The 12566-nt window shown below is 72.0% G+C and carries 12 protein-coding genes; 6 read left to right on the top strand and 6 right to left on the bottom strand.

Annotated features, from left to right (window positions below; genetic code table 11):
* Positions 1 to 25: 25 nt before the first annotated feature.
* Positions 26 to 442, bottom strand: a complete 417-nt coding sequence (locus tag ACSNN8_RS21230) for a MarR family winged helix-turn-helix transcriptional regulator (protein WP_436651024.1) — start codon at positions 440 to 442, stop codon at positions 26 to 28.
* Between the two features lie 81 nt (positions 443 to 523).
* Here ACSNN8_RS21230 and ACSNN8_RS21225 point away from each other — a divergent pair, with 81 nt between their 5' ends.
* Complete coding sequence (locus ACSNN8_RS21225; RefSeq protein WP_436651023.1) at positions 524 to 2308, top strand: ABC transporter ATP-binding protein; 1785 nt, start codon at positions 524 to 526, stop codon at positions 2306 to 2308.
* Between the two features lie 7 nt (positions 2309 to 2315).
* On the opposite strand, the gene ACSNN8_RS21220 is transcribed toward ACSNN8_RS21225, so the two are convergent.
* Positions 2316 to 2942 carry a hypothetical protein gene (locus ACSNN8_RS21220; protein WP_436651022.1) on the bottom strand — a complete coding sequence of 209 codons (627 nt, stop codon included), beginning with the start codon at positions 2940 to 2942 and terminating at the stop codon, positions 2316 to 2318.
* 107 nt (positions 2943 to 3049) lie between these two features.
* Here ACSNN8_RS21220 and ACSNN8_RS21215 point away from each other — a divergent pair, with 107 nt between their 5' ends.
* Together ACSNN8_RS21215 and ACSNN8_RS21210 are read left to right on the top strand one after the other, a co-directional pair.
* Complete coding sequence (locus tag ACSNN8_RS21215; RefSeq protein WP_436651021.1) at positions 3050 to 3685, top strand: nitroreductase family protein; 636 nt, start codon at positions 3050 to 3052, stop codon at positions 3683 to 3685.
* Positions 3685 to 4026, top strand: a complete 342-nt coding sequence (locus ACSNN8_RS21210; protein ID WP_436651020.1) for a VOC family protein — start codon at positions 3685 to 3687, stop codon at positions 4024 to 4026. Before ACSNN8_RS21215 ends, ACSNN8_RS21210 begins: the two co-directional genes overlap by 1 nt.
* Before the next feature lie 7 nt (positions 4027 to 4033).
* Here the strand turns inward: ACSNN8_RS21210 and ACSNN8_RS21205 are convergent, their stop codons facing one another.
* Positions 4034 to 5614 (bottom strand): citrate/2-methylcitrate synthase, encoded by a 1581-nt coding sequence (locus ACSNN8_RS21205; protein WP_436651019.1) that lies wholly within the window; start codon positions 5612 to 5614, stop codon positions 4034 to 4036.
* A gap of 67 nt (positions 5615 to 5681) precedes the next feature.
* Here ACSNN8_RS21205 and ACSNN8_RS21200 point away from each other — a divergent pair, with 67 nt between their 5' ends.
* Positions 5682 to 7010: a citrate synthase 2 gene (locus ACSNN8_RS21200; RefSeq protein ID WP_436651018.1), complete on the top strand. Its 1329-nt coding sequence runs from the start codon at positions 5682 to 5684 to the stop codon at positions 7008 to 7010.
* A 135-nt stretch (positions 7011 to 7145) separates the two neighbouring features.
* On the opposite strand, the gene ACSNN8_RS21195 is transcribed toward ACSNN8_RS21200, so the two are convergent.
* From ACSNN8_RS21195 to glgX, 3 genes are all read right to left on the bottom strand, one after another.
* Positions 7146 to 7859, bottom strand: coding sequence for a DUF2238 domain-containing protein (locus ACSNN8_RS21195; RefSeq protein ID WP_436651017.1), 714 nt, complete (start codon positions 7857 to 7859; stop codon positions 7146 to 7148).
* A 102-nt stretch (positions 7860 to 7961) separates the two neighbouring features.
* A complete protein-coding gene (locus ACSNN8_RS21190) occupies positions 7962 to 8498 on the bottom strand; it encodes an SET domain-containing protein (protein WP_436651016.1) in 537 nt (178 codons plus the stop codon).
* A gap of 29 nt (positions 8499 to 8527) precedes the next feature.
* Entirely contained in the window at positions 8528 to 10636 is a 2109-nt protein-coding gene (gene glgX, locus ACSNN8_RS21185; protein WP_436651015.1) for a glycogen debranching protein GlgX, read from the bottom strand.
* An 83-nt stretch (positions 10637 to 10719) separates the two neighbouring features.
* Between glgX and ACSNN8_RS21180 the strand changes: the two genes are divergently transcribed.
* Both ACSNN8_RS21180 and ACSNN8_RS21175 read left to right on the top strand, forming a co-directional pair.
* Complete coding sequence (locus ACSNN8_RS21180; protein ID WP_436651014.1) at positions 10720 to 11343, top strand: hypothetical protein; 624 nt, start codon at positions 10720 to 10722, stop codon at positions 11341 to 11343.
* The gene (locus ACSNN8_RS21175; RefSeq protein WP_436651013.1) at positions 11340 to 12506 is read left to right on the top strand and encodes a PrsW family glutamic-type intramembrane protease; all 1167 of its coding nucleotides are present in this window, start codon (positions 11340 to 11342) and stop codon (positions 12504 to 12506) included. Before ACSNN8_RS21180 ends, ACSNN8_RS21175 begins: the two co-directional genes overlap by 4 nt.
* Positions 12507 to 12566: the final 60 nt, after the last annotated feature.

Raw genomic sequence — 12566 nt, 5'->3', positions numbered from 1 at the left:
CGGTGTCGTCGGCTCTGCGGGCGGCTCAGCCGTTCTCGTCGCGCAGGGTCTGCAGCAGCCGGCCCAGCTCGCGGCGGTCGGTGGGGGAGAGGGTCGCGAAGAAGCGTGCCCCCGCCTCCCGCCGGGCGGCCTCGATGGCGCGGGCGATCAGCAGGCCCTCGTCGGTGAGCGTGACGAGCACGGCGCGGCGGTCGCCCGGGTCGGGGTGGCGCTCGGCGATCCCGCGTCCCTGCAGGTCGTCGACGACCTCGGTGGCCGAGCGCGGCGCGATCCGCAGGTGTTCGGCCAGGACGCTCGGCCGCAGGTCGCCGTGCCGGAGCAGCACGCTGATCGCCCGGCCGACCGACGGCGACAGCTCCCACGGCTCGAGCGCCTGGCGGGTGCGCTGACGCAGCCGGCGGGACACCGCGAAGAACGTCTCGAGCAGGCCCTCGTCGTCCACCGGAATACCGTACCAGCGCATGGTGTTGTTGCCTCATGATGAGGTAACCTCACCATATTGCGTACGGAAGAAGGTCCGCTCTTGGAAAGCCCGTTCGAAGGCCGCACCCGCGGCAAGAAGCCCACCCCGGCCGAGATCGCGCAGGCGAGAAACGTCTCGCTGCGCCGCATCGGCTCCCTGTTCACCGACCACCGCGGCCCGCTCGCGATCGTGATCCTCACCATCGTGGCCTCGTCGCTGGTGGGCATGGCAAGCCCGTTCCTGCTGCGCGAGGTCATCGACGTCGCGCTGCCGCGCCAGGACGTACGCCTGCTGGTCTGGCTCGTCATCGGCATGGTCGCCGTCGCGGCGGTCACGGCCGCGCTCGGCGTCGTGCAGACGTGGATATCCACAACCGTCGGCCAGCGCGTCATGCACAGGCTGCGCACCGACGTGTTCGCCCACCTGCAGCGCCAGTCGATCGCGTTCTTCACCCGCACCCGCACCGGCGAGGTGCAGTCGCGCATCACCAACGACATCGGCGGCATGGAGTCGGTGGTCACCTCCACCGCCACCTCGATCGCCTCGAACCTGACCACGGTCGTCGCCACGGCGGCCGCCATGGCCGCGCTCTCCTGGCAGCTGTCGCTCGTGTCGCTGCTCGTGCTGCCGCCCTCGATCTGGCTCACCCGCCGGGTCGCGAGCATGCGCCGGGCCATCACCGCGCAGCGCCAGCGCGAGCTCGCCGACCTCAACGTCATCATCGAGGAGGGCCTGTCCGTCGGCGGCGTGCAGCTCAGCAAGACGATGGGCACCGCCGCCGCCCAGGTCGCCCGGTTCACCGCCTCGTCGAGCCGCCTCATCGACCTCGAGCTGCGCTCCGAGCTGGCCGGCCGCTGGCGGATGGCGTCGATGAGCATCGTGTTCGCCGTGATCCCCGCGGTCATCTACCTGGCCGCCGGGCTGCCGATCACGTCCGGCTCGATGAGCATCGGCACGCTGGTCGCGTTCACGGCCCTGCAGTCCGGGCTGTTCCGGCCGCTGATGGGGCTGCTCAACGTCGGTGTCACGGTCACCAGCTCGCTCGCGCTGTTCGCGCGCATCTTCGAGTACCTCGACCTGCCCGTCGACGTCGACGAGCCGGCCCACCCGGTGCCGCTGAGCGAGCCGCGTGGTCATCTGCGCTTCGAGGACGTCACTTTCACGTACGCCGGAAGCCCCACCGCCGCGATCGCCGGGGTCACCCTCGATGTGCCCGCGGGATCGTCGCTCGCGCTGGTGGGCGAGACCGGCTCGGGCAAGAGCACGCTCGCCGCGCTGATCGCCCGGCTGCACGACCCGACCGCGGGCCGCATCACGATCGACGGCGTCGACCTGCGCGACCTGTCGCTCGACACGCTGGCGTCGATCGTCGGCGTGGTCTCCCAGGAGACGTACCTGCTGCACACGACCGTCCGCGAGAACCTGCGGTACGCCAAGCCCGGCGCGAGCGACGCCGAGCTCGAGGCCGCGGCCCGCGCCGCGCAGATCCACGACCTGATCGCCGGGCTGCCCGAGGGCTACGACACCATGGTCGGCTCCCGCGGCCACCGCTTCTCCGGCGGCGAGAAGCAGCGCATCGCCATCGCCCGCACGCTGCTGCGCGACCCGCGCATCCTGGTGCTCGACGAGGCCACCAGCGCGCTGGACAACGAGACCGAGCGGGCCGTGCAGCGGGCCTTCGACGAGCTGTCGCGGGGCCGCACCACGGTCACCATCGCGCACCGCCTCTCGACCGTGCGCGACGCCGACCAGATCGCCGTGGTCGACCACGGCCGCATCCTCGAGTCCGGCACCCACGACGCCCTGATCGGCGTCGGCGGCCGCTACGCCGCGCTGGCCGCCTGAGGACCTACTACCGCTTGCCCTTGCCCGCCGGCGGGGGTGTGGGCAGCTTGGGCGCGCTCTTGGCGTAGTCCACGACGATCGGCTTGCCGATGCGGACCAGCTCCCGGGCGCGGCGCCGCACGTCCTCCGTGCTCGTGTGGCGCCCGGCCGGCACGTGGATGGCCACGTTGCCGACGAAGGTGAGCAGGTCGTCGACCGTACCGGGGAAGATGTCGCACAGCTCGGCGGCCGCGAGCAGCTGGGACTCGGGAACGCCGGCCACGTGGTCGGAGACGCCCGACTCCCAGGCCTTCGGGTGCACGAGGTAGCCGGCCGGCAGCCGGCCCGGCCCGCCCAGCTCGGCCAGCGCGCGCCGCCGGTCCCGCTCGCCCGGCCGGGCCGCGCTGACCATGTAGAGGAAGCCCGCGCCGCCCAGCACCCCGCACACCAGCAGCGCCGCGGCGGCCGACTGCGCCCCCTTCATGATGACGAGGAACAGCACCACCAGCAGCAGCGCGCCGGCCATCATCTCGGCCGTGCCGTCGCGGGCCTCGGAGTCCTGCGAGCTGTCCACCGCGCGGGCGATCAGTCCGTCGTAGATCCGGTCCTCCGGCTGCCAACGGTCGCCGCGGACCGGCATCGTCCGCTGAGCCATGGGGCGTCCTTCCTCGAAGGTGGGTGCTGCGTTGCCTTGCTATCGGTCGCCCGCCGCCGCGGTTTACGAGTCGCCCGCCCCGCGGTCGCCCGCGGTAGGGTCCCGGCATGCCGTCCGAAGATCCGCACAGCCTGTCCCTGCTCGAGGGGCTGCACTCCACGCCGGCCCGCCGGTACCTGTCGGCCGAGCCCATCCCCGACGACGTCGTCCGGGCGCTGCTCGACGCGGCCGTCCGCGGCCCCAGCGGCGGCAACACGCAGCGCTGGGCGTGGATCGTCGTCCGCGACGCCGAGGTCAAACGGCAGATCGCCGACTGGTACCGCGAGGGGTGGGAGAGGAGCTACGGCTCGCGCCGCGAGCAGATCCTCGCCTCCGACGACCCGCAGGGCATGAGCGCCGCCACGTTTCGAGCCGCCGAGCACCTCGCCAACCACCTCGAGGAAGCGCCGGTCTGGATCTTCCCGGTGCTGCTGGGCGCCGCCCGGTCGGCCAACCCGCGCCTCGGCTCGTCCATCTACGGCGCCGTGCAGCACCTCATGCTGGCCGCGCGCGCCTACGGCATCGGCGCCACGCTGACGACGCTCTACGCCGCGCACGAGGACGACGTACGGCGGTTGTTGCATCTGCCGGACGACGCGCTCACCATGGCGCTGATCCCGCTCGGCTATCCGGCCCGCGGACGGTGGTCGCAGCCCCGCCGCCGCCCGCTCGACGAGGTCGTCTTCTTCGAGAGGTACGAGTGATGCACGCCCACGTCAAGAGCCTCACCATCGACTGCCAGGACGCGCTGGTCGTCGCCCGCTTCTGGGCCGCCGCGCTGGGCGGTGAGCTCGAGGAGGACTCCACCTCGGACAAGGCGTTCGTGGAGGCGCCCGGCTGGGGCGGGCCCAACCTGTGGTTCCAGAAGGTGCCCGAGCCCAAGCAGGGCAAGCTGCGCATGCACTTCGACCTGCGCGCCCCCGGCGGCGACATCCCCGCCGAGGTGAAGCGGCTCACCGACCTGGGCGCCACGTTCGCGTGGGAGGCGCACGGGCTCATCGTGCTGCGCGACCCCGAGGGCAACGAGTTCTGCGTCGAGGAGTGAACCCCGCTCAGGCGGGGCCGTGACCGGCGTACTCGCCGGTGGGACGGAAGCGCGAGGGCCGGTCGGCGTACTCCTCCAGGGCGTGCGCCAGCCATCCCGCCGTACGCGCAACCGCGAAGATGGTCTCGCCCGCGTCCGGCGGCATGCCGTGCTCCAGCGTGATCGCGGCCAGGGCCAGGTCGACGTTCGGGTGGACGCCCGAGCGCGCCCGCATGACCTCCGCCAGCCGCTCGGCCGCCTCCCGCGCGCGGGTGTCGCCCAGCATGTCGAGCAGCGCCACCGCCCTCGGGTCCCCGTCCGGATAGAGCCGGTGCCCGAACCCCGGCACCGCCTCACCCGCGCGTAGCCGCTCCGCGATCGCCCCCACCGGGTCCGGCCTGTCCAGGGCCGCCGCGAGCAGCGGGTAGGCCATGCTGCTCGCCGCCCCGTGCAGCGGCCCGTCGAGCGCCGCCAGTCCCGCGCCGACCACCGCGTACGGGTGGGCCCGCGTGGAGGCAGCCACCCGAGCCGCCAACGTGGACGCCGCCATGTCGTGGTCGGCCAGCAGAATCAACGCCGCATCGAGCAGGTTGTGATCCCGCGGGGCGGCCTCCCTCGGTGTCAGGCGCTCCCACAGCACTTCCGCGATCCGCCGCTCGTCTTCCCGCCTCCCCGCCGCCGCTTCCTCGGCCCACACCTCTGCGGCCTTGGTGCCCGCGGCCTCGGTGCCCGCAGCCTTGGTGCCTGCGGTCTTGGTGCCTGCGGTCTTGGTGGCTGCGGTCTTGGTGCCCGCGGCAAGCGCGTCTACGTCTGCCGCGTCTACGTCTGCCGCGTTCACGTCTGCCGCGTCCACGTCTGCCGCGTCTGCGCCTCCCGTGCTCGTGGTCCGCGCGGCTCCGGCTTCCATCCGGGCGTCTCGCACTCCGGCGCCCGCAGCGTCAGCCATTGCGACCTCTCCGCCGGCTTCCCGTCCGCCGGCTTTCGGGCCGGCGGGCGACTCGCCTCCGATCGCCCCCGCCTTCCGGGTCGCGGCCCGCCTGCTCACAACCTCATCGCTCTCTGCCGGGCGCCGAGCGCGCGGCAGGGCGGCGACCATCGTCCCGAGCAGGGAACGGCCGGTGGCGATCACGGCGGTGGGCGAGGTGTCGAAGCGCAGCGGGTCGCCGGCCGCGGCCGCGGCGACGATGACGCGCAGCCGGTCGGTGTGGCGGGCCGCATGGGGCAGCGGCGCGATCACGGCCTCGGCCAGCCGGCGCAGCTCCGGGTCGGGCGTCAGGTCGACGTAGTCGCGGCTGCCCGTCCACAGCAGGGTGGCCACTTCTTCGAAGCTCGCGACGCGGGCCAGCTGCACGGCGTCGTGTCCGCGATAGTAGAGCGCGCCGGCGCGAATCAACGTGATGGCGGTCTGGATGCCCGGCGTCGAGGGACGTTTGCGGGCGGCCAGGAAGGCGTCCACCTCGCGGCGGTCGAAGAGGCTGTTCTTGCCGTCGGCGTTGCGGCGGCTGCCGAGCAGGCCGCGGCTCACGTAGGCGTAGACCGTCGCAGGTTTGACGCCCAGCAGGTGAGCGACCTCGGCGGTGGTCAGCAGGGGTGGCTGTCGGGCAGGCATGTGGACATGCTCTCATATTGACTGCATCAACATTGACGTCAACATGTATCGCCCGCATCGTGTTGACATGGTGACTGTGAATCCTGGACTTGCCGGTGTCGTCGCGTTCGACACCGAGATCGCCGAGCCCGACCGCGACGGCGGCGCGCTGCGCTACCGCGGCATCGACATCCGCTCCCTGGCCGGCACCGTCTCGTACGGCGATGTGTGGGGCCTGCTCGCCGACGGCACGTTCGAGTCCCCGCTGACCTCGCCGGGGCTGGACGAGCAGTCGAGTGCCGCCGGGCCGGGCGTCGGCGGGCAGCCGGGCGCTGTCGGGCCGGGCGTCAGGGGGCAATCGGGTGCCGCCGGGCCGGGCGTTGGCGAGCGGCCGGATGCCGTCGGGTCGGGCGTTGGCGGGCGGCCGGGCGGCACCGACCCTGCGCGGGTCGGTGGGCCCGCGGAGCTGAGCGGATCTGCGGGGCTGAGCGGTCTGCGGGGATGGCCGCTGAGAACCGGGGACGTGCGGGTGGATGTGCAGGCCGCGGCGGCGGCGTTGGCGCCGGGGCTGGGACTGCGGCCGCTCATCGACATCTCGGACGCGCAAGCCCGGGAGGACATCGCGCGCGCCTCGGCGGCGATGCTGGCCGTGGTGGCGGCGTCGGCGCGCGGGGAGGAGCTGCCGCCGGTGCCGGAGCGGCGCGTCGCGGAGGGGCCGGACATCACGTCGCAGTTCATGATCAGGTGGCGGGGGGAGCCGGACCCGCGGCACGTGGCGGCGATCGACCGCTACTGGGTCTGCGCGGCCGAGCACGGCATGAACGCGTCCACGTTCACGGCTCGGGTGGTGGCGAGCACGGGTGCCGACGTCGGCGCGTGCCTCTCGGCTGCGGTGGCCGCGATCTCGGGTCCGCTGCACGGCGGGGCGCCGGCCCGCGCGCTGGGCATGGTCGCGGATGTGGAGAAGGGCGGGGACGCCCGGGCGTACGTGAAGAAGGTCCTGGACAGCGGCCAACGGCTCATGGGCTTCGGGCACGCGGTCTACCGGGCCGAGGACCCGCGGGCCCGGATCCTGCGCGAGGCGGCCCGTGAGCTGGGCGCGCCACGCTACGAGGTGGCGCTGGAGCTGGAGAAGGCGGCGCTGGCGGAGCTGCGCGAGCGCAAGCCCGACCGCGTCCTGGAGACGAACGTCGAGTTCTGGGCGGCGATCGTGCTGGACTTCGCCGAGGTGCCGGTCGACATGCTGGCGGCGATGTTCACGTGTGCGCGCACGGCCGGCTGGAGCGCCCACATCCTCGAGCAGAAGCGCCTCGCGAAGATCATCCGGCCGTCGGCCGACTACGTGGGGCCGGCGGAGCGGTCCGCCGCCGACCTGCCCGGTTGGGAACAGGCCGTCAAGCGCCACGCCATGGCATGAGCAGGCGGCCGCGGATGTCAGTGCGGGGCGCGGATGTCAGTGCAGTGGTTCTGCCCGCGAGTTCGGGCACCACATGTCGCCGAGTTCCGGCACCACGGAAGCGTCCGGCGGCCGGCACGACGCGGCCGCCCCTTTCTATGATGCTGGGTTCTCCGATCTGCGCGATCCTGTCGTGACCGCGCTGCGATGTCCCGCGGCTCCGGTGTCCGTGGGGGACAGGCCGCGGAGTTGCTTGTCGTGGAGGCGGCTGAGCAGCAACAAGCTCGTGATCGCTCCGACGCCGGCCATGAACATGTCCCACTGGGTGTCCCAGACGTCGCCCTGGGTTCCCAGGAAATCGTCCGCTGAGGAGCCGCCGACCACGGCGGACAGCCATTCGAACAGCTCCCACGTGGCGCTGACCGCCATCACCACGCACAGCACCAGCGCAGCCAGCCAGCGGCCGGGACGCAGGGGCGTGCAGCGCAGCAGGATCTCGCGGGCGACGATGGCCGGCACGAAACCCTGGGCGAAGTGACCGAGACGATCGTAGGGATTACGGGCCAGCCCGAGCCCGTCGCGTACCCAGTCACCGGCCGGCACCTCGGCATAGGTCCAGTGGCCACCGATCATCAGGATCACGGAATGGATCAGGATCAGCCGGTACGCGAGGGGGCTGAGCGGGAACCGGCGGTAAGTGACCACCAGGATCACCGCCCCGATGAGCGCTGCGAGCACCTCCAGCAACCAGGTGCCGATCGACTTGGCGCCGATCGCGGAGACGACCAGCGCGATCAGACCGACGGCCAGCAGGACTACGGGCTCACGCCGGCGGGGCCCGGCGGTGAGGTGTGTGGAGGGTGCGGTCACCGCGTCAGTCTTGCGGACGAGTCCGACACCACGCATGGGTACAGCTACTCAGCTCGCAGATCAGACCACGAGCGGTTCGCAGATGTCAGTGCAGAGCGGGCGTCAGTGCACGTCGTGGATGCGGCGCAGCAGCGCGGGCACCCAGTGGTCGCCGTAGCGCTCGCGCAGGTCGAGGCGACTCCAGTCCCGCCCGGTGACGACGCCGCGGCAGCGGGGGCTGCCGCAGCGGCAGGGCATGGTGAAAGCGTCAACCCCGGTGCTGGTGGCGTAGTCGCTGGTCAGCTCCGCGCCGGCGGGGACGGCGCGGCGAGCGGTCAGCGTGTACGGCGCGCCCCACCACAGGTTCGGGTCGCAACTGTGGTTGCCCTTGCCGTTGGGCCGCCCCGGCGGCAGCACCAGGTGGGAGTCGTCGTCGACGGTGATCGTGTCGATGTAGCGGGAGGCGTCGCCGAGCAGCCGGGACAGCTCGGCGGTGGTGACGAGGCGCCCGCCCAGCCGGGACACGGTGGCGCCCGCGGAGATGGGGGCTCGGGCGAACAGCCCCTCCCCGGCGATGGGGGAGGGGCGCACCTCGACGGCGGGGTGCAGCCAGCAGTCGGGCTCGGGCGCGGGCCACATGCTCACACCTTCGGCGCTCACCGTCCACATTGCAACCCCGACGCAGAGGCTCAGTAGCGGCAGCGCAGCACGACGAGGGTGTGGCCCAGCACGTCGACCTGGGTGGCGGCCTTCGCGGTCTTGCGGCGCTGGGCCAGCAGCGGGTCGGCGGTGTTCGCCACGACCTCCCACGTACGGCCGTAACTGCGGTCCGGCAGCGTGAACGGGACCGTCTCGGCGAGCGGGTTGAACAGCAGCAGGAACGAGTCGTCGGTGATCGGCTCGCCGAGGGCGTCGCGTTCGGGAATGCCGTGGCCGTTGAGGAACACGGTCATGGTCATGCCGCTGCTGGTGTTCCAGTCGGCCTCGGTCATGGGCCGGCCGTCGCGGCGCAGCCAGGCGATGTCGGGCACCGCGCCGCCGTCGACGGGCGCGCCGGTGAAGAAGCGGCGGCGGCGGAAGATCGGGTGCTTGGCGCGCAGCGCCAGCAGCCGGCGGGTGAAGCCGGTCAGCACGTCCTGGTTGCGGGCGTCCTCCCAGTCGATCCAGCTGATCTCGTTGTCCTGGCAGTAGACGTTGTTGTTGCCGCCCTGGGTGCGGCCCAGCTCGTCGCCGTGGCAGATCATCGGCACGCCCTGCGAGAGCAGCAGCGTGGCGAGGAAGTTGCGCTTCTGCCGTTCGCGCAGCGCCACGATGTCCGGGTCCTCCGTGGGGCCCTCGACGCCGCAGTTCCAGGAGCGGTTGTGGCTCTCACCGTCGCGGTTGGCTTCGCCGTTGGCCTCGTTGTGCTTCTCGTTGTACGAGACCAGGTCGTTGAGCGTGAACCCGTCGTGCGCGGTCACGAAGTTGATCGACGCGATCGGGCGGCGGCCGTCGATCTCGTACAGGTCGGAGCTGCCGGTGAAGCGTGACGCGAACTCGCCCAGCGACGCGGGCTCGCCGCGCCAGAAGTCGCGCACCGAGTCGCGGTAGCGGCCGTTCCACTCCGTCCACAGCGAGGGGAAGCCGCCGACCTGGTAGCCGCCGTCGCCGACGTCCCACGGCTCGGCGATCAGCTTGACCCGCGACACGATCGGGTCCTGGTTGACCAGGTCGAAGAACGCGGCCAGGCGGTCGACGGCGTGGAACTCGCGCGCGAGCGCCGCCGCGAGGTCGAACCGGAAGCCGTCGACGTGCATCTCGGTCACCCAGTAGCGCAGCGAGTCCATGATGAGCCGCAGCGACTCGTGGTGGCGGACGTTGAGGCTGTTGCCCGTGCCCGTCGTGTCGTAGTAGTACTGCGGGTCGCCGTCGACGAGCCGGTAGTAGGCGGGGTTGTCGATGCCGCGGAACGACAGCGTGGGCCCGAGGTGGTTGCCCTCGGCGGTGTGGTTGTAGACCACGTCGAGGATGACCTCGATGCCCGCCTGGTGCAGCGCCTTGACCATCGACTTGAACTCCTGCACCTGCCCGCCGTGCCCGCCGAAGGACGCGTAGCCGTTGTGCGGCGCGAAGAAGCCGATCGTGTTGTAGCCCCAGTAGTTGGTCAGCCCGCGGTCGACCAGCGTGCTGTCGTGCACGAACTGGTGCACCGGCATGAGCTCGATCGCGGTGATGCCGAGCCCCTTGAGATACTCGATCATGACCGGGTGGGCGATTCCGGAGTACGTGCCCCGCACGTCCTCGGGGATACCGGGGTGCGCCTGGGTCATGCCCTTGACGTGCGCCTCGTAGATCACGGTCTGGTGGAACGGGATCCGCAGCGGCCGGTCGTTGCCCCAGTCGAAGAACGGGTTGATGACCACGGACTTCTGCGCGTACGGGGCGGAGTCGTCGTCGTTGCGCGAGGACGGGTCGCCGAACCGGTAGGCGAACAGCGCCTCGTTCCAGTCGTTACGCCCGTCGATGGCCTTCGCGTACGGGTCGAGCAGCAGCTTGCTGGGGTTGCAGCGCAGCCCGCGCGAGGGGTCGTACGGGCCGTGGACCCGGTACCCGTACCGCTGGCCCGGCACGATCCGCGGCAGGTAGCCGTGCCACACCAGGGCCTCCCGCTCCGGCAGGTCGATCCGGGTCTCCTTGCCGTCGTCGTCGAACAGGCACAGCTCCACCCGTTCGGCGTGCTCGGAGAACAGGGCGAAGTTGGTGCCGCCTCCGTCGTAGGTCGCACCCAGCGGATAGGGGTTCCCGGGCCAGATTCTCATGGCCGGTGTGCTTCCCACTTCGCCGAGCAATCAATCTGCGCCATCGACGGCAGTTGGCACTAGGTTCTTAGGCGGGGGTGACCATGAGCGCAGACGTGCAGGGATGGGTGCCGGTCGAGCACCGGTGGTTCGGGCTGGATCGGCGGCGGATGAAGCCGGCGGTCTTCGTGCTGGCCGTCGCTCTGCTGCTGATCTACGGCTGGCCGGCGCTGAACGCGGTCGTGCCGTGGCGCAACGCGATCAAGGCCGGCGACGTGCTCGACCTGGGGGCCGGCGCGACGGCCGTGCCGCCGGTCGGCTGGCAGCTGGAGGACGGCGCGCTGGTCAGCGACCGGGCCGGGGTCAGCCCCACCAACGACACCGTCAAGCTCGCCAAGGGCGGCGCGACCATCGACCTGACCGGCGCGGCGTACACCGGCAGCGCGGCGCAGTTCCTCGACCAGGTGATCACCTCGGAGGACCCGGAGGCGAACATCTCCGCCGCTCCCGGCACCTTCACCACCGGGTCCGGCCTGGTCGGGGTCGTGCGCAGCGCGAGCGGCACCAGCGGCGACGAGCTGCTCGCGGCGTTCAAGATGTCCGCCTCCGACCCGGACCCGGCGCCCGCGCTGCTCGTGGACGTGAGCACGGCGCCCGGGTCGTTCCAGCAGTACTCCGGCGAGATCGAGGCCTTCCTGCGCAGCATCACCCCGGGGACGGGCGAATGACCGTGATCGGCACGCCCGCCAAGAGCGCCCAGCTGGAGTCCATCCGGGAGTCCGGCTGGGGCACTCCGTTCCGGCTGTTCCAGCCGCACAACCCGGCCTTCTGGGTCTACCTGATCGGCGTGGGCGCCGGATCGCTCGGCATGGTCAGGTATTTCGCTCCCGGCTTCGGCGCCTACCGGGTCGCGGTGACCAGCGGCATCGTGTTCTTCGGCATCTACCTGATCCCGTGGCTGCTGTTCCTGCGCCACCAGAACCGCTACACGGCCCAGCCGGCCGGGCTGCTGGCCACCGGTTTCGCGTGGGGGGCGTTCGCCGCGACGTTCTGGATCGCGCTGCCGGCCAACACCGCGCTGCTGGAGATCTGGCAGAAGCTGCTCGGCCCCACCGGGGCGACCACGTGGGGCGCCGGCCTCAGCGCGCCCATCGACGAGGAGTGGAGCAAAGGCCTCGGGCTGATCCTGCTGATCGCGCTGGCCCCGCGGCTGGTCCGCAGCGCGTACGACGGGTTCATCATCGGCGCGTTCATCGGGCTCGGCTTCCAGGTCGCCGAGGACGTGCTCTACGCCTACAACAACGCGACCTCCTCGTACGGGGTGGGTCAGCTCGAGTCGTCGCTGTTCATCCTCGCGCTGCGCGGGTTCGCCGGCATCACCTCGCACGCGCTGTTCAGCGCCGTCTTCTGCGCCGGCGTCATGTGGGTGCTGGGCCGCTCGCCCGGCGAACGGCACGTGGCGCGCGGCCTGGCCGCCTGCCTGGCCGCGATGGGCCTGCACTTCGCGTGGGACGCGGCGGGCGGCCTGTTCGGCGGCGTCCCGTTCCTGACGGAGTTCGGGCCGTACCTGCTGCTCATGCCGCTCGCCATCGTGGTGCTGCTGGTGGTGCGGCGGCTGGCGTCGCGCACCGAGCGGGCCTGGATGCGCGAGCTGCTCGCGCCCGAGGTCGAGTCCGGCGTGGTCGACCCGCCGCTGCTGGACGCGGTGAGCGGGCTGCACAAGGACCGGCGGCACTTCCGCAAGCTGGTCCACAGCCGCAGCCGCGCCCGCCACCTGATCGAGAGCGCGGGCGACCTGGCGCAGGAGATCGCGCGGGCGGGCGGCCAGGAGACCGGCCGGGTCGTGCACGCGCGGGAGGAGCTGCTGCGCCTGCGTGGCGGCACGCCCTGACAGGCACTTCCCGGCGTACGAGGTGAGCCCGCGCGACGAGCGACGGAGGCGCCCGCCGCG

The sequence above is a fragment of the Actinoplanes sp. URMC 104 genome, assembly GCF_051386375.1.
Classification (GTDB): Bacteria; Actinomycetota; Actinomycetes; order Mycobacteriales; family Micromonosporaceae; genus Actinoplanes.
Note: the sequence above shows the minus strand (reverse complement) of the source record. Positions and strands in the feature narration are given on the sequence as shown.